This window comes from Streptomyces sp. NPDC041191 (assembly GCF_055591945.1).
In genome coordinates this window covers 620,296-635,385 of record NZ_JBVIZC010000002.1, presented here as the reverse complement: position 1 = coordinate 635,385, position 15,090 = coordinate 620,296, and the positions used below count along the sequence as shown (strand labels likewise).

The 15,090-nt window shown below is 71.9% G+C and carries 16 protein-coding genes and 1 rRNA gene; 9 read left to right on the top strand and 8 right to left on the bottom strand.

Translation table 11 applies throughout. The features are described from left to right. Together rrf and ACZ6AQ_RS06030 are read left to right on the top strand one after the other, a co-directional pair. Nucleotides 1-94, top strand: a 5S ribosomal RNA gene (rrf, locus tag ACZ6AQ_RS06035); the annotation flags it as partial. A 145-nt stretch (nucleotides 95-239) separates the two neighbouring features. Beyond that, a complete protein-coding gene (locus ACZ6AQ_RS06030; RefSeq protein ID WP_468757831.1) occupies nucleotides 240-815 on the top strand; it encodes a GNAT family N-acetyltransferase in 576 nt (191 codons plus the stop codon). Here the strand turns inward: ACZ6AQ_RS06030 and ACZ6AQ_RS06025 are convergent. Beyond that, nucleotides 701-1,132, bottom strand: coding sequence for an HGxxPAAW family protein (locus ACZ6AQ_RS06025; RefSeq protein WP_468757830.1), 432 nt, complete (start codon nucleotides 1,130-1,132; stop codon nucleotides 701-703). The genes ACZ6AQ_RS06030 and ACZ6AQ_RS06025 overlap by 115 nt on opposite strands. Nucleotides 1,133-1,228: 96 nt before the next feature. Between ACZ6AQ_RS06025 and ACZ6AQ_RS06020 the strand changes: the two genes are divergently transcribed. Then, on the top strand, nucleotides 1,229-1,702 hold the full coding sequence (locus tag ACZ6AQ_RS06020) for a MarR family transcriptional regulator (RefSeq protein ID WP_468757828.1): 474 nt from the start codon (nucleotides 1,229-1,231) through the stop codon (nucleotides 1,700-1,702). Between the two features lie 10 nt (nucleotides 1,703-1,712). On the opposite strand, the gene ACZ6AQ_RS06015 is transcribed toward ACZ6AQ_RS06020, so the two are convergent. The 6 genes from ACZ6AQ_RS06015 to ACZ6AQ_RS05990 all read right to left on the bottom strand — a co-directional run bounded on the left by ACZ6AQ_RS06015 (nucleotide 1,713) and on the right by ACZ6AQ_RS05990 (nucleotide 8,857). Then, on the bottom strand, nucleotides 1,713-3,320 hold the full coding sequence (locus ACZ6AQ_RS06015; RefSeq protein WP_468757827.1) for a type VI secretion protein: 1,608 nt from the start codon (nucleotides 3,318-3,320) through the stop codon (nucleotides 1,713-1,715). A 9-nt stretch (nucleotides 3,321-3,329) separates the two neighbouring features. After that, a complete protein-coding gene (locus tag ACZ6AQ_RS06010; RefSeq protein WP_468757826.1) occupies nucleotides 3,330-4,733 on the bottom strand; it encodes an ATP-binding protein in 1,404 nt (467 codons plus the stop codon). Between the two features lie 20 nt (nucleotides 4,734-4,753). Continuing rightward, nucleotides 4,754-6,307, bottom strand: a complete 1,554-nt coding sequence (locus tag ACZ6AQ_RS06005) for an SCO6880 family protein (RefSeq protein WP_388688756.1) — start codon at nucleotides 6,305-6,307, stop codon at nucleotides 4,754-4,756. After that, nucleotides 6,304-7,632 carry a hypothetical protein gene (locus tag ACZ6AQ_RS06000; RefSeq protein WP_468757824.1) on the bottom strand — a complete coding sequence of 443 codons (1,329 nt, stop codon included), beginning with the start codon at nucleotides 7,630-7,632 and terminating at the stop codon, nucleotides 6,304-6,306. Before ACZ6AQ_RS06000 ends, ACZ6AQ_RS06005 begins: the two co-directional genes overlap by 4 nt. Next, the gene (locus ACZ6AQ_RS05995; RefSeq protein WP_468757822.1) at nucleotides 7,622-8,449 is read right to left on the bottom strand and encodes a DUF8175 domain-containg protein; all 828 of its coding nucleotides are present in this window, start codon (nucleotides 8,447-8,449) and stop codon (nucleotides 7,622-7,624) included. The genes ACZ6AQ_RS06000 and ACZ6AQ_RS05995 overlap by 11 nt, the downstream gene beginning before the upstream one ends. 99 nt (nucleotides 8,450-8,548) lie before the next feature. Then, nucleotides 8,549-8,857 (bottom strand): hypothetical protein, encoded by a 309-nt coding sequence (locus ACZ6AQ_RS05990; RefSeq protein ID WP_024757447.1) that lies wholly within the window; start codon nucleotides 8,855-8,857, stop codon nucleotides 8,549-8,551. Nucleotides 8,858-9,165: 308 nt separating this feature from the next. Between ACZ6AQ_RS05990 and ACZ6AQ_RS05985 the strand changes: the two genes are divergently transcribed. The 4 genes from ACZ6AQ_RS05985 to ACZ6AQ_RS05970 all read left to right on the top strand — a co-directional run bounded on the left by ACZ6AQ_RS05985 (nucleotide 9,166) and on the right by ACZ6AQ_RS05970 (nucleotide 12,707). Continuing rightward, nucleotides 9,166-10,200 carry a C40 family peptidase gene (locus tag ACZ6AQ_RS05985; RefSeq protein ID WP_388688753.1) on the top strand — a complete coding sequence of 345 codons (1,035 nt, stop codon included), beginning with the start codon at nucleotides 9,166-9,168 and terminating at the stop codon, nucleotides 10,198-10,200. 212 nt (nucleotides 10,201-10,412) lie between these two features. Further along, entirely contained in the window at nucleotides 10,413-11,135 is a 723-nt protein-coding gene (locus tag ACZ6AQ_RS05980; RefSeq protein WP_468757820.1) for a phosphatase PAP2 family protein, read from the top strand. Between the two features lie 420 nt (nucleotides 11,136-11,555). Continuing rightward, the gene (locus ACZ6AQ_RS05975; protein ID WP_468757819.1) at nucleotides 11,556-12,395 is read left to right on the top strand and encodes an SCO4651 family lipoprotein; all 840 of its coding nucleotides are present in this window, start codon (nucleotides 11,556-11,558) and stop codon (nucleotides 12,393-12,395) included. A gap of 117 nt (nucleotides 12,396-12,512) precedes the next feature. Then, nucleotides 12,513-12,707 (top strand): hypothetical protein, encoded by a 195-nt coding sequence (locus tag ACZ6AQ_RS05970; RefSeq protein WP_468757817.1) that lies wholly within the window; start codon nucleotides 12,513-12,515, stop codon nucleotides 12,705-12,707. A gap of 129 nt (nucleotides 12,708-12,836) precedes the next feature. Here ACZ6AQ_RS05970 and ACZ6AQ_RS05965 read toward each other — a convergent pair whose 3' ends face one another. Continuing rightward, the gene (locus ACZ6AQ_RS05965; protein WP_388688747.1) at nucleotides 12,837-13,184 is read right to left on the bottom strand and encodes a metal-sensitive transcriptional regulator; all 348 of its coding nucleotides are present in this window, start codon (nucleotides 13,182-13,184) and stop codon (nucleotides 12,837-12,839) included. A gap of 222 nt (nucleotides 13,185-13,406) precedes the next feature. Here ACZ6AQ_RS05965 and ACZ6AQ_RS05960 point away from each other — a divergent pair, with 222 nt between their 5' ends. Together ACZ6AQ_RS05960 and ACZ6AQ_RS05955 are read left to right on the top strand one after the other, a co-directional pair. Continuing rightward, on the top strand, nucleotides 13,407-14,027 hold the full coding sequence (locus tag ACZ6AQ_RS05960) for a DUF47 domain-containing protein (RefSeq protein WP_388688745.1): 621 nt from the start codon (nucleotides 13,407-13,409) through the stop codon (nucleotides 14,025-14,027). A gap of 6 nt (nucleotides 14,028-14,033) precedes the next feature. Next, nucleotides 14,034-15,032 (top strand): inorganic phosphate transporter, encoded by a 999-nt coding sequence (locus ACZ6AQ_RS05955; protein WP_468757816.1) that lies wholly within the window; start codon nucleotides 14,034-14,036, stop codon nucleotides 15,030-15,032. Nucleotides 15,033-15,090: the final 58 nt, after the last annotated feature.

Genomic DNA, 15,090 nt, shown 5'->3' with positions numbered 1-15,090 from the left:
AACGCCCGGTTACATTCCGAACCCGGAAGCTAAGCCTTTCAGCGCCGATGGTACTGCAGGGGGGACCCTGTGGGAGAGTAGGACACCGCCGAACAATCATTGTGGGAAAGCCCCGCACCTCATGGTGCGGGGCTTTTCTGCGTTCTGAGCCCGGTCACCTTGTACCGGGGTGCGACGCGGGGGCGCGGCTCCCGGGAAATGCCTTGTCAGGAGGGTGTGTCCGTCGTCAGGATCGGGCCATGGACCACCTGATACGTGACATCCGCGCCGACGAGTGGGAGAAGGCCCGCGAGATCCGTCTCGCCGCCCTCCGGGACCCGGTCGCGCACCTGGCATTCCTCGACACGTACGCGGCCGCCGTCGAGCGGCCCGACTCCTTCTGGCGGGAGCGTACGGAGGCGTCGTCCGAGAGCGGCGACGGGACGGTGCGGCAGTTCGTGGCCGAGGGGCCGGACGGCTCCTGGGCGGGCACGATCACACTGCTCGTGGAACGGCCCTCGGACGAGGTGCGGTTCGGCGAACCGGCGAAGGTCGACCAGACGCACGTCGTGGGGGTGTACGTGCGCCCCGAGGCGCGCGGGTCGGGGGTGATCGACGCGCTGTTCCGGGCGGGCGTGGAGTGGTCCTGGGCGCTGACGGACCCGGCGGTCGAGCGGGTGCGGCTGTACGTGCACGAGGAGAACGCGCGTGCGGCGGCCTTCTACCGGCGGTTCGGGTTCGCGGCGACGGGCGAGCGGGTGGCGGTGCCGGGGAGCGACACGGCGGTGGAGGTGGAGTACGAGCTGAGGCGACCGGAGGGCTCCGGGACGCGGTAGGCGGGCTCCGCCGCGGTCCGGCGGCCCGCCAGGCGGCAGCCGAGGCAGCCGGGGTGGCCCTCGCGAGCGGTGGCGTCGCGGACCCGCCAGTCCCACTGGTCGGCGGGGCGGGGTCCGGAGGGCTTGCCCCAGCCCGCCAGGTGCAGGACCCAGGTGGCGAAGGCGGCGAGGACGGTCAGGGCCGCTCCGAGCCACAGGGCCCAGGCGCGGTCCAGGCAGAGTCCGGCCCCGGCGACGGTGGCGCCCAGGGTCGCGAGGCCGGTTCCGGTCCAGCCGGCCGGGGTGTGGCCGAGATCGACGTCGCCGTGGGCACTCATGGGTGACTCCCGCAGGGGTTCGGGGCAGGCAGGATGAAGGCGCGAGAGAAAATTAATCTCACGAGCTAAGTAACTTAGATGCTAAGGAGTATCCGGGTGCAGGGCAAGAGCCGCCCTCCGGCCACCGCCGGCGAGGCGATCCAGCGGATGGACGCGTACGTGGCCCTGGGTCTGATCGGACAGCAGGAGGTCGCGCAGGCCCTCGGCGTGAACGTGACGGACCTGACCTGCCTCGGGCACGTCCTCGGCGCAGGGGAGGAGCCCCTGTCCGCCGGGGACCTGGCCGAACGCGCCAACCTCACCACCGGTGCCGTGACCGGTGTGCTCAACCGCCTGGAGAAGGCCGGGTACGCCCACCGCGTCCCCGATCCGGGCGACCGACGCCGCGTCAGGGTCGTGGCCGACCCGGACGCGGCCGCGCGCCTCGTCGAGCTGTACGGGCCGTTCTACGCGCGCCTGGAGGAGGTTTTCGCCCGGTACACCCCGGAGGAGACGGCCGTCATCGCGGACTGGTTCGCCCACGCGGCCGAGGCGGCCCGGGCACACCTCGAAGTCCTGCGCACCCGCTGACGGGGGGTCGTCAGACCCCGGGCGCCAGGACGTCGTTCGGCCAGCGGGTCCTCGCCTGTTCCCGGGAGCGCATCAGGGCCAGGGTGGGCAGGCCCCGGGCGTGGCCGTCGGCCAGGAGGGTCGGCAGTGCGGGCAGGGGGGCGACGGCGGCCACGTCGTCAAGCACGAGGGTGAGTGGTGGGTCGAGCCGACCGTCGGATGACCGTGCGGCCATGCGGCGGCCGTGCTCGACCACGTGTGCGGCGAGGGCCGTCAGGAGCGGCATCGCGCCGGGGCGGGTGCGGGGGTCCTCGATGGATTCACCCACCACGTAGAGCGTTCCCCCTTCGGGGAGGAAAGATGCCAGCGCCAGCGAATCCGTTCGGTTCGGGCTGCACGCCTCCCTGATGTGGACCGTGGAGAGCGCCGAGAACGCACGGGCCGTCAGCTCCTGTGCCAGGCGGCGGCTCTCGGGGTGGGCGGTGAGGGCGGATTCGAGGAGTCCGGCCAGCCCGGAGGCGGCCCGGGGGTGACCGCGGAGGACCCGTACGGGTTCGGTGGCGTCGGAGCCCTGTGCCCAGCGGTGCACCTGCCGGAAGGGGCGGCCGTCGACGGCGGCGGCGTGCAGCCAGCAGCGCAGGAGTGTCTCGGCGGTCTCGGCGGTCGTCGCGTCCAGGCGGGAGTGGGGGCGCACCGGGGCCAGCAGGGCGGCGGCGCGGGCCTGGGCGGTCTCCGGGTCCTCGCACCCCTCGGCGGGTGACCAGTGGAGACGGGCGGGGGTGTCGCAGAGGTGCCCGGGGTCGTAGACGAGGACCGGGCCGAGCTTGCCGCGCGCGTCCTTGGTCTCCGACCAGACGGCCGGGTCCGAGGTGACGACGAGGACCGGGCCGTCGGCGTCGCGCACCGCCCGGACCGCTGCGGGGCGGCGGACACCGGGCGGGCCGAAGACGGTGCCGGGCGCGGTCTCGGCGGGGACGCCGGCGGGGACGGCCTCGGCGGGAGGGGCCGGCCGGGGGCGCGGGGGGATTCCCGGCTCGGGGTGGGGGAGCGGGGACTTCGGGGCCTCCCGTGCGGGTCCCCGGGGTGCGGGCGCGGGTTCCCCGGCGCGCTCGGTGCCGTCGCCCGGCCCGTACGGGCCGTCGGGTCCCGGGGGGCCGTACGGGACGAGGGCGGGGTCCGACGGGGCGCGGGGGCGTACGGGCGGCGGGAGTTCGTCCCGTACGGGCTCGTGGACCTCCCGCACGGGGCGCCGGGCGTCTCCCGCCGGCGTTCCGTACGTGTCCGCCCTCCGGTGGGCGCGGACCGCGCGCCAGCGGGCCAGGGTGCCCAGGACGAAGACCGCGAGGACCGCGAGGACCATCGCCTCGCCGATCAGGAGGCCCCAGAAGAGGCCGTACCCCGACAGCCGGCCCGGCGGGGCGTCCGGCCAGGCGGCGGGGAGGTCCGTGGGGGCCGTCGCCAGGGAGCGCAGGGCCGGGGGCGTGCCCGTGAAGGCGACGCCGTCCGGCCAGGACCCGTGGGCGAACAGGGCCGCCAGACCGGTCGCCGTCCACACCAGGAACGTGAGACAGAGGAGGAGGGCGAACAGGCCGAGCAGCAGCCCGTCCGAGACCCCTCCCCCCTTCCGTGCCGTGTCCATCTACGCCACCTACGCCACCGTCGACTGCGAGGAACCGTTCATCTGCCGCTCGGCGAGGACCGCCCGCTGCTCCGTCTCCCACTCCAGCTCCGGGTCGACCGCCGAGGACGCCGAGGACTCGGTCATGGCGCGGTCGGTGTAGACGAGGGGGCGCTCCTTCTCGGTGATGAGGTGCTTGACCACCTGCACGTTGCCGTTGACGTCCCAGACCGCGATGCCGGGGGTGAGGGTCGGGATGATCTCGACCGCCCACCGGGGCAGGCCGAGGACCCGGCCCGTGTTGCGGGCCTCGTCGGCCTTCTGGGCGTAGATCGTCCTGGTCGAGGCCATCTTGAGGATCGCCGCCGCCTCCTTGGCGGCCGCTCCGTCCACGACGTCGGAGAGGTGGTGGACGACGGCGACGAAGGACAGGCCGAGGCGGCGGCCGAACTTCAGCAGGCGCTGGAACAGCTGGGCCACGAACGGGCTGTTGATGATGTGCCACGCCTCCTCGACCAGGAAGATGCGCTTCTTCCGGTCGGGGCGGATCCAGGTGTGTTCCAGCCAGACGCCGACGATCGCCATGAGGATCGGCATGGCGATGGAGTTGCGGTCGATGTGGGAGAGGTCGAAGACGATCAGGGGCGCGTCGAGGTCGATGCCGACGGTCGTCGGGCCGTCGAACATGCCGCGCAGGTCGCCGTCGACCAGGCGGTCCAGGACGAGGGCGACGTCCAGGCCCCAGGCCCGTACGTCGTCTATGTCGACGTTCATGGCCTCCGCCGATTCCGCCTCGGGGTGGCGCAGGCGCTCCACGATGTCGGTGAGGATCGGCTGGCGGTCGGTGACGTGGTCGGTGACGTGGGCGTGGGCGACCTTGAGGGCGAAGCCGGAGCGTTCGTCGAGGCCGTGGCCCATCGCCACCTCGATGATCGTGCGGAGCAGCGCGAGCTGGCCCGTGGTGGTGATCGAGGGGTCGAGCGGGTTGAGGCGGATCCCGGCGTCGTTGGCGACCATCGGGTCCAGGCGGATGGGGGTTATTCCCAGCTCCTGGGCGATGAGGTTCCACTCGCCGACGCCGTCCTCGCCCTGGGCGTCGAGGACGACGACCTGCCGGTCGCGGAAGCGGAGCTGGCGCAGGACGTACGTCTTCTCCAGGGCCGACTTGCCGTTGCCGGACTCGCCGAGGACCAGCCAGTGGGGGGCGGGGAGCTGCTGCCCGTACAGCTGGAAGGGGTCGTAGATGTAGCCCTTCCCGCTGTAGACCTCGCGGCCGATGATGACGCCGGAGTCGCCGAGCCCGGGGGCGGCGGTCGGGAGGTAGACGGCCTGGGCCTGTCCGGTGGAGGTGCGGACGGGCAGGCGGGTCGTCTCCACCTTCCCGAAGAGGAAGGAGGTGAACGCCTCGGTGAGGACGGACAGCGGATCTCGCATGGGTCGGTGCCCCTTCGGCCTCAGCGTCGGATGCCGGTCGCGAACGGCAAGGTGTTCACAAAGGCCCGGTGGTGCTCGCGGTCGCACCACTCCAGTTTCAGGTACGACTTGCCGGCGGAGGCCCTGATCGTGCGCTTGTCCCGGGCCAGGGCCTCGGGGGAACGCGACGACACGGTGATGTACCCGACGAGGTTCACCCCGGCAGCGCCGCTGGCGAGATCTTCACCCCGCTGGTCGAGCCGGCCGTGGGCGGCGATGTCGCGCGGGTCGACCGTGCGGTTCATCTTGGCGGCGCGGCTGGCGTCGGCCTCGTCGTTGGTCTTCTCGGTGAGCATGCGCTCGATGGCGACCTCGGTGGGTTCCAGGTCCATGGTGACGGCGACCGTGCGGATGACGTCGGGGGTGTGGACGAGGAGCGGGGCGAGGAAGTTGACGCCGACGGGGGTCATCGGCCACTCCTTGATCCAGGCGGTGGCGTGGCACCAGGGGGCGCGGGTGGAGGACTCGCGGGTCTTGGCCTGGAGGTACGTCGGTTCCATCGCGTCCAGCTCGGCGGGCCAGGCGTTCCTCTTCGACATGGCCTGGATGTGGTCGATGGGGTGGTCCGGGTCGTACATGGAGTGGACCAGGGAGGCGAGCCGGGACTGGCCGAGGGGCTGGCGGACGCGGATGTCGGCCTCGGCGAGGCGGGCGCAGATGTCGGTGAGTTCGCGGGCCATGACGACGGCGAGGCCGGCGTCGCGGTCGAGGCGGCGGGCGCCGGTGGCGTGGCGGGCGGCGCGGGCCATGGCGTTGGCCTCGGCGGCCAGTTCGCGGGTGTAGTGCATGCAGGCGACGAGGTAGGCGCGGTGCTGCTCGCTGGAGGTGGACACCATGGACTGGAGCTGCTCGTAGGAGTCCTGGAGCCATCCGGGCGCGTGCGGGTCGCCGCGCTGGGCGACGTCCTTGGCGTGGGCGTCGGGGTCGGCGGGGAGGGTGCGGGCGAGCATCTGGATGCGGGTGACGAAGCCGTCGCCGTTGGCGACGTGCTTGAGGAGGGTGCCGAAGCGGTCGACCAGGGCCTCCTGGTCCTCGCTGTCGCGCAGGCCGACGCCGGGGCCCTCGATCTCGATGGCGGCGGTGACGGTGCGGCGGTCGGCGTGGAGGAGGACGGCGATCTCGTCGGGGCCGAAGGGGGCGGCGAGCCAGCCGACGCGGCCGATGCCGGGGGGCGGGCCCACCTCGACCTCGCGGCCGTCGAGACGGGTGCCGGCCTCGGCGGCGACGGAGCGGTAGGCGGTGCCGCGCTTGAGCATGCGCTTGTAGCTGCGGTTGATCTCGAACCACTTGTAGAACGTGCGCTGCCGGTACGGGAGGTACACGGCGGCGATCGCGAGCATCGGCAGGCCGGCGAGGAGCGCGATCCGCAGGGGGAGGAGGGGGACGAGGAGTCCGCTCATCATGCCGAGGAAGGCGCCGACGATGATGAGGGCGATCTCGCCGGTCTCGCGGTTCTTGCCGACGATCGCGTTCGGCCGGGCGCGGCCGATGAGATACGTGCGGCGGGGCGTGACCGGCTGGGACTGGGTCGTCAACGCCCTGCACCTCCAGAGTTCTTGCGGTTGCTGTGCGGGGTTCCCGCGGTGGGGCTGCTGCTGCGGGGGGCGGGCGGGGGCGTCGCGCCGCCGCTCCCGCCCCGGCTGCCGTGGGCGGCCATGCCGCCGGAGAGCGGGTTGGCGGGGCGGGGGGGCTGGGAGGAGCCGCCGCCGTCGCCGCGGGAGCTGTGGGTCTTGATGCCCTGGGAGACGAGGGAGGCGGGGGAGGAGATGACGGCGGCGGCGGTGTTCTCGCCGGCGCGGTGGAGGCGGTTGTTGCGGGAGGCGGCGATCTCGTCGCCGAAGCCGGGGACGAAGCGGTAGATCGCGGCGGAGGCGAAGATGGCGAGCAGGATGATCGCGAGGCCGGAGACGACGGCGGAGAAGGAGTCGGGCCCGGTCCCGGAGGAGAGGGCGCCGGCGAGTCCGAGGACGATGACGATGACGGGTTTGACCAGGATGATCGCGATCATGATGCCGGCCCAGCGGCGGACGTGGCCCCACATGTTCTTGTCGACGAGGCCGGAGTAGACGACGACGCCGAGGAGCGCGCCGACGTACAGCATGACGGCGCGGAGGAACAGCTCCAGGTAGAGCACGCCGGCGGCGATCACGGTCACCAGGGACACGATGATCAGCATGATCGGGCCGCCGCCGATGCTGTCGCCCTTCTGGAGGGCCTCTCGGAAGCTGCCGAAGAAGACGTCGGTCTGCCGGCCGGTGCCGGAGGCGATGACCTCGGTGACGGCGTCGGTGGCGTTGACGACGGTGTAGAGGATCAGGGGGGTGAAGGCGGAGGCGAGGACCGTCAGCCAGAGGAAGCCGATGGCCTCGGAGAGGGCGGTGGTGAGGGGGACGCCCCGGACGGCCCGCTTGGCGACGGCGAGGAGCCAGAGGAGGAGGGTGAGGACGGTGGAGGCGGCGAAGACGATGGCGTAGCGGCCGAGGAACTCCGGGTTGGTGAAGTCCACGTCGGCGGTCTCTTTGACGGCCTTGGAGAGGTAGTCGAGGGTGGCGGTGGCGGCGTCGGCGAAGCCGCGGGCGAGGGAGGAGAGGGGGTCGAGGGCGGTGGTGGGGTCGGGGAGACCGCTGCCGGCGCCCGAGCCGGTCCCCGAATCCCCGCGCTGTTCTCCCTGTTCGCAGTAGTACTTGGCGTGGCCGCTGAGGTAGCGGCACTTCTCGCTGCCACCGGTGGGAGACGGCGTCGGCGTGGGAGCTGCCGTCGCGCGGGCGGCGAAGAGGAAGGCTGCGGTCTGGAGGCCCATGACCAGGGTGGTGAGGGTCCGGGTACGGGAAAGGGCACGCGCACCAGAGCTACCGGGCATAGGTGAACCCTCCGAATTCCGTTACGGCCCTGCTGATGTCCTCGGAGGTGGAGACGGCGGCATCACCGGGTACGGGCGCGGGACCCTCCTTCTCCGTGTCACCGGCGACCTTCCAGTCACCATTCGTCCATACGAGTTCGAAGATCCGGGTTTTCCACGTGGTGCGTACGGGGTCGGTGGAACCGGCTCCCGACATGCCGGTCAGCCCTGTGCACCAGACGGAGACCTTGGCGGTGTTTCCGCCGAAGCTCTCCAGCTTGGTCCCCACCGGGACGGTCCGAGAGACGAAGACGCTTCCCCGGGGCGGGTTGCCGTCCGCGTCCAGACCCATCAACTTGAGGAGGTCCGCGCTGTACGCGGCGTCCTGCCGGCTCTTGAGGTGCGCCGCTGCCGCCGGTGTGTAGATCGTGTCGACGATCCGGTGGCGGCTGTCGGCCTTCACCATGTCCTCGGAATCCAGCGCCACCGCGTAGTTCGTCGCCGCGCTCTGCGCCCCCTGCTCGTCGTGGGCGTACCCCGTGGGGACGGTGCCGTTGCCGCCCGTGACGGGGCGGACGCCGGTCGCCGCGGTGGGGGCCGGGCCGCCCGGGGCGCCGGTGGCGCCCGGCTTCGACGGGGTGCCGCCGCCGCGGTTGGCGAGGGCGATGGCTCCGACGAGGAGGACCACCACGCCCACGACCGTGAGGAGGGAGCGGGTGCCGCGCGCGGGCCGGCGGTTTCCGTGGAAGTCGCCGCTGTTGCCCTCGGGCAGGCGGGTCCGGGTCTGGCCCGTGCCGCCCGTGCCGCCGAAGCCGTCGTGCTCGTCGCCGGGACTCATGCCGGGTACGCCCCCTCATTCGTTCGCGGGTACGGCCGTGCTTCAACAGGACTGGGCATCAGGTCGGTCAATCTCGGGGGGGTCCGGTCCGACGGGGGGTCAGACGGCCATCCCGTAGACGATGGTGAAGAGCGTCCCCAGCGAGCCGATGATGAAGACGCCGGTCAGACCGGCGACGATCAGCCCCTTGCCCTGTTCCGCGCTGAACGTGTCGCGGAGGGCGGTCGCGCCGATGCGCTGCTTGGCCGCTCCCCAGATGGCGATGCCCAGGCAGAGCAGGATGGCCACGGCCATCACGACCTCGATCATCACCTTGGCCTCGTTGCCCAGGCTCCCGAAGGGGCCCCAGTTCGGGGCGATTCCACCGATAATGGTGGTGATGTCGCCCTTTTCAGCCGCCAGGTACATGTAACTCACCGCCCCTGTATGGGTTGTTGGCCGCCCCTTCCGGGCGGCACGGGTCATCGCTCTATCTTCGCTGATGAAACCGCCCATGTGTGACGGCTTGGGTGCTCTCTTTACCCGATCCCCGCACATCTGACCGGTCCGACGGCCTTGACCTGCGCCGGTACGGCCGGTTTTCGTGTGAAGAAGCGTATGGTCACTCTGTGTATCACGGAGAGTGACTCCGGGCAATGATTGTCGTTGTTCCACTCTTGGGCGTCTTTCGCTCGCCTAGACTGGCGCGGGACGTACTGCCATGAACCGAGGGGTGGTTGACGGTGCGCAGGGCTGGCAGGGCATGGCTGGTGGCCGGCGGGGCCGTCGGGGTCTGTCTCGGTTTCCTCGCCCTGCTGGTGGTCGGTACGTACTCCGCCGCCACGGGGCTCGCGGCCGGCGCGGGCAGCGGGAAGAACGGCACCGTGGGTCTCGCCAAGGGGGCCGTGCCCGCCCTCTACCAGGGGCTGGTGCAGAAGTGGGGGAACCTCTGCCCCGCCATCAACCCGGCCCTGCTCGCCGCGCAGCTCTACCAGGAGAGCGGCTGGAACCCGAGGGCCGTCTCCTCGGCCGACGCCCGGGGCATCGCCCAGTTCATCCCCGGCACCTGGGCCGGTCACGGCATCGACGGGGACGGGGACGGGGACCGGGACATCTGGGACCCGAAGGACGCCATCCCGTCGGCCGCCTCGTACGACTGCGAACTCGCCGGCTACGTGAAGGACGTGCCCGGGGACCCGGCGAGCAACATGCTCGCGGCGTACAACGCGGGCGCGTACCGGGTGATCCGGCACGGCGGGGTGCCGCCCATCAGCGAGACGCAGAACTACGTGCGCATCATCCGTTCGCTGGAGAAGAGCTTCGCGCGGCCCCTGGGCCGCGTCGAACCGTCCCGGCTGGCCGCCGGGGCCATCCACTACGCGCAGCAGAAGCTCGGCACGCCCTACCTCTGGGGCGGCACGGGAACGGCCGCGCAGAATGGCCGGTTCGACTGCTCCGGGCTCACCCAGGCCGCGTACGAGAGCGTCGGCATCCCGCTTCCGCGGGTCGCCAACGACCAGTACAACGCCGGCCCGCACCCCTCGCGGGAGGAACTGCTCCCCGGGGACCTGGTCTTCTTCTCGGACGACCTGACCGACTCCCGGGCCATCCGGCACGTCGGCATCTACGTGGGCGGCGGTTACATGATCGACGCCCCGCGCACCGGGGCGGTGATCCGCTTCGACCGGATCGACACCCCGGACTACTTCGGCGCCACCCGGGTCACCGCGGAGGGTGCGGCGGCGCTGCCCACGCCCTCCGCGCGGACGTGACGGCGGGAGCCGCTCTTCGGGCGTACGGGACATGGCCGGAACTCTCCGTCATGCGGAGGCCCTGAGCTGCGGCGGACCGTCACTCTTGGGTAACGTCGTCATGATCCACCGGAGAGAGCGGAACGTGCGCCTCAGGCGGTTCGTTCCCTGATCCGACCGCTCTGACCACGGGGGTTGGAAACCACAGACACGAGAGCAAGGGGCCGAGGCAGATGGCTGTACTCGCATCGGACGGCTCGAACCCCGATGTCGGTCTGCTCTACGACATCAACGGACTGGCCAAGGCCGCTCCGCCGTGGTTCGACCGCGTCATGGAGTTCGCCGGCGAGTACGGGATCGTGCTCGCGATGCTGCTCGTCGTGCTCTGGTGCTGGTGGAGCGTCCGCCGGCGCGGCGCGTTCGGGGACTCCGTCTCGGCCGTCGCCGGCATCGTCTGGGCGCCGCTGGCCGCGGGCATCGCCCTCCTGGTCAACATCCCCATCCGGGGCTTCGTCGAGCGTCCCCGCCCCTTCAGGGACCATCAGGGCCTCGACGTCCTGGTGGCCGGGAAGACCGACTTCTCCTTCGTCAGCGACCACGCCACCCTGGCGATGGCGCTCGGCGTCGGCCTCTTCGTCGCCCACCGCGGGTTCGGGCTCGCCGCCATCGGTCTCGCGCTGCTGGAGGGCTTCGCCCGGGTCTACATGGGCGTCCACTACCCGACCGACGTGATCGGCGGCTTCGCCCTGGGCACGGCGGTGGCGCTGCTCCTCGCCCCGCTCGCGCTCGCCGTGCTGACCCCCGTCGTCTCCGCCGTCGCCCGTTCGGGCCGGGGGGCCCGTCTCGTCCGCTCCCGGCGGGCCGAGGCGGTCCGGCACCCGGAGGCGGTCGGCATCCCCGAGCCCCGCGTCGGCGGCCCGGCCCCGGGCGCGGGACGGAACGGCCTCGCGGCCTGAAGGGCGGCCCCTGCTGACGGGCGTTCACGGCCGGCGGGCACGCGTCGCTCCGCGCCCCCGGCGGGGAGCCTGACGGGCCGTCGCCTCCCGGCGCGTACGCACCGCCCGGCGGTTCTCAGTCCGACGGGCTTCGGTCCGGGTCCCCTCCGCCCGTCGCCGTACGGACGTGTTCCGCCGCGTCCGTACGCGCCCGGTCCCTCGACCTGCGGGCCGGACCGGCCCAGCCGCAGTCGCACCGGGCCAGCGCGAACGAACCGCGCTCCGTCGTCGTGACCGTGTGGGGGGAGGCGTCCGCGTGCACGCGTCCACCGTACTGCGCGTGACGGCTCGCCGGAGCCGTCGTTATCCGGATCGGACGTCCCCGGGGCCGGGGAAGGGCGGAGCACGGGCCGACAGCGACGAGGCGGGGGTTGGCAGGCGATGGTGAAGCAGCGGTACGGGCGTCCGCACGGACGCGGGAGCGGGACGTTCGCCGTCGCCGTCCTGACCGGCTCCCTCGCCGGGACCCTGGCCGTCGCCGGGTGCACCGCCTCCCGGGCGCCCGGCCCCGCGGCCGACCCGGCGCTCGCCGTGCGGAACGCCGCCGACGCGCTGACCCGGGCCGGCACCGCCAAGGCCAGCACCGCCCTGGAGATGGCCGCGGGCGGCACCCGGGTGACCATCAGGGGCGAGGGCGGCTACGACTTCCGGCGCCGCGCCGGCCGCCTCCAGGTGGTGCTGCCGAAGGACCCGGCCGGGTCGAGCGGGCACCGGCCGATCACCGAACTCCTCACCCCCGGCACCCTCTACATGAAGAACCGGGGAGCCGGGGTGCCCGCCGACAAGTGGGTCCGCGTCGACACCACCGCCCTGGACGACGGGAACCTCGTCACCGGCGGCGCCACCGATCCGGCCGCCGCGGCGGAGCTGCTGCGGGGCGTCCGGGAGGTGGCGTACCTCGGCGAGATCGAGCTGGCGGGGGTGAAGGTCGGCCACTACCGGGGGGTCGCGGACATCGCGCGCGCGGCCCGCGCCGCCTCGCCGCAGCTGCGCGGGGCGCTGGCCGCGGCGGCGAAAGGGTTCTCCGACGACGCGGTGCCGTTCGACGCGTATCTGGACGGGGAGGGGCGGCTGCGGAAGGTGCGCCACCAGTTCAGCTTCAGCAACCGGGGCCGGACGGTCGCGGTCGCGTCGACGACCCTGCTGTACGGCTTCGGGGCGCCCGTGGAGGTCACGCTGCCGGACCGCCGGGACCTCTACGACGGGAAGATCGAGGCCTGACCCCGCCGGTGGTGGTGCGGACCATCGGCAAATGGTCCGGACGTGTCATGCGCGGTGCGTGCCGCCGTCCCTACGCTGGGGGACCGCTGGGAGACCGACGCCGGCAGGAAGAGGTGGATGCGCGTGGCCCCGCCCGGTACAGCGACCGTGCCCACGGACACGGAGTGCGTCGCCCTCGCCGAGATAGAACTCTGCGGCGAACTCATCATCGCCGCCTCGGCCGCCGACGGGGAGCGGCTCAGCGCCGACCGGATAGACGAGGTGCTGAGGGTGGCGGCGGGGAAGCGGGCCGCCCGCGACGGCGCCCGCTGAACGAAGGCCCCCGGGCGCGGGGACCCGTACGGGGGGCATCCGTACGGGAGGGGGCGTGGGGGAGGGGACGTACGGGAGGACCCCCGTACGGGAGAGCCCGGTGCCGTGCGCGGGGCCCTCCCGGACGGCTCAGGTGCGCAGCATGCGGGCGATGGCCTTCGTGGCCTCCTCGACCTTGGCGTCGATGTCGTCGCCGCCCCTGGCCGCCGCGTCCGCGACGCAGTGCCGCAGGTGCTCCTCCAGGAGCTGGAGCGCGAAGGACTGGAGCGCCTTCGTGGAGGCGGAGACCTGCGTGAGTATGTCGATGCAGTAGACGTCCTCGTCCACCATCCGCTGGAGGCCCCGGATCTGGCCCTCGATCCGGCGCAGGCGCTTGAGGTGTTCGTCCTTCTGGTGGTGGTAGCCGTGCACGCCGTGCCCGTGGTCGGCCGTCCCGGCGGCCTCGGGGGTGACCTGGTCCGTCTCGGTCGTCGTCATCGCGTCCTCCCGTTGTGCTGCCGTCGTCCGGGGATCCGGAAGGGATCCGGAGAGGGGATGCATACCCCTCGCGGGTATATGGTACCGATCCTCGCCGCACCGGGCGGGGGTCCGTGCGGTTCACTGTGCCTGATGGGCGACACTGAGAGGACGCCGGTTAGCCGTGGCCGGATGATGCGCCTAGCATCAGCCTGACCCAACCCAGCACCCCGAGGACCTCACGTGCGATTTCGTCTGACCCCCAGGGAGACGAGCTTCTACGACATGTTCGCCGCGTCCGCGGACAACATCGTCACGGGCTCGAAACTCCTGATGGAACTGCTCGGAGCGGAACATTCCGCCCGGGCCGAGATCGCGGAGCGGATGCGGGCAGCGGAACACGCCGGTGACGACGCCACCCACGCGATCTTCCACCAGCTGAACTCCTCCTTCATCACGCCGTTCGACCGCGAGGACATCTACTCCCTCGCCTCGTCGCTCGACGACATCATGGACTTCATGGAGGAGGCCGTCGACCTGGTCGTCCTCTACAACGTCGAGGAGCTCCCCAAGGGCGTCGAGCAGCAGATCGAGGTCCTGGCCCGGGCGGCGGAGCTGACCGCCGAGGCCATGCCGAACCTGCGGACGATGTCCAACCTCACCGAGTACTGGATCGAGGTCAACCGGCTGGAGAACCAGGCGGACCAGATCCACCGCAAGCTGCTCGCCCAGCTCTTCAACGGCAAGTACGACGCCATCGAGGTGCTGAAGCTCAAGCAGATCGTGGATGTGCTGGAGGAGGCGGCCGACGCCTTCGAGCACGTGGCGAACACGGTGGAGACCATCGCGGTCAAGGAGTCCTGAGGCTTCGTGGACACCTTCGCCCTGATCGTGACCATCGGTGTCGCGCTCGGATTCACGTACACGAACGGCTTTCACGACTCCGCCAACGCCATCGCCACCTCGGTGTCGACCCGGGCGCTGACCCCCCGGGCGGCGCTCGCGATGGCGGCGGTGATGAACCTCGCGGGCGCCTTCATGGGCAGCGGGGTCGCCAAGACCGTCAGCGAGGGGCTCATCGCGACCCCGACCGGCGACAAGGGGATGGGGATCCTCTTCGCCGCCCTCGTCGGCGCGATCATCTGGAACCTGGTCACCTGGTACTTCGGCCTGCCGTCCTCCTCCTCGCACGCCCTCTTCGGCGGCATGGTGGGCGCGGCCCTGGCCGGCGGCACCGAGGTGATCTGGGGAGGCGTGCTCGACAAGGTCGTCATCCCGATGTTCGTCTCGCCGGTGATCGGCCTGATCGCGGGCTACCTGGTCATGTGCGTGATCCTCTGGCTGTTCCGCAAGTCCAACCCGCACAAGGCCAAGCGCGGCTTCCGCATCGCGCAGACGGTGTCGGCGGCCGGCATGGCGCTCGGCCACGGCCTGCAGGACGCGCAGAAGACGATGGGCATCGTGGTGATGGCCCTGGTCATCGCCGACGTGCAGGACGCCGGCGACGACATCCCGGTGTGGGTGAAGATCGCCTGCGCCATGATGCTCTCCCTCGGCACGTACGCGGGCGGCTGGCGCATCATGCGGACGCTCGGCCGGAAGATCATCGAGCTGGACCCGCCGCAGGGCTTCGCGGCGGAGACCACGGGCGCGTCGATCATGTTCGGTTCGGCGTTCCTGTTCCACGCGCCGATCTCGACCACGCACGTCATCACCTCCGCGATCATGGGCGTGGGCGCGACGAAGCGCGTCAACGCGGTCCGGTGGGGCGTCGCCAAGAACATCATCCTCGGCTGGTTCATCACGATGCCGGCGGCGGCGCTGGTCGCCGCGGTGAGCTACTACGTGGTGCGGCTGGTCTTCGGCTGACGGACGGCCGTACGGAAAAGGGCCCGGTTCCCCTCGCGGGGAGCCGGGCCCTTCGTCG

Coding starts and splice junctions, on each gene's coding strand:
- ACZ6AQ_RS06025 (WP_468757830.1), bottom strand. CDS start 1,132: ATGAGTGCCCACGGCGACGTCGATCTCGGCCACACCCCGGCCGGCTGG.
- ACZ6AQ_RS05980 (WP_468757820.1), top strand. CDS start 10,413: ATGGCTGTACTCGCATCGGACGGCTCGAACCCCGATGTCGGTCTGCTC.
- ACZ6AQ_RS06015 (WP_468757827.1), bottom strand. CDS start 3,320: ATGGACACGGCACGGAAGGGGGGAGGGGTCTCGGACGGGCTGCTGCTC.
- ACZ6AQ_RS05975 (WP_468757819.1), top strand. CDS start 11,556: ATGGTGAAGCAGCGGTACGGGCGTCCGCACGGACGCGGGAGCGGGACG.
- ACZ6AQ_RS06010 (WP_468757826.1), bottom strand. CDS start 4,733: ATGCGAGATCCGCTGTCCGTCCTCACCGAGGCGTTCACCTCCTTCCTC.
- ACZ6AQ_RS06030 (WP_468757831.1), top strand. CDS start 240: ATGGACCACCTGATACGTGACATCCGCGCCGACGAGTGGGAGAAGGCC.
- ACZ6AQ_RS06000 (WP_468757824.1), bottom strand. CDS start 7,632: ATGCCCGGTAGCTCTGGTGCGCGTGCCCTTTCCCGTACCCGGACCCTC.
- ACZ6AQ_RS05990 (WP_024757447.1), bottom strand. CDS start 8,857: ATGTACCTGGCGGCTGAAAAGGGCGACATCACCACCATTATCGGTGGA.
- ACZ6AQ_RS05995 (WP_468757822.1), bottom strand. CDS start 8,449: ATGAGTCCCGGCGACGAGCACGACGGCTTCGGCGGCACGGGCGGCACG.
- ACZ6AQ_RS05965 (WP_388688747.1), bottom strand. CDS start 13,184: ATGACGACGACCGAGACGGACCAGGTCACCCCCGAGGCCGCCGGGACG.
- ACZ6AQ_RS05970 (WP_468757817.1), top strand. CDS start 12,513: ATGCGCGTGGCCCCGCCCGGTACAGCGACCGTGCCCACGGACACGGAG.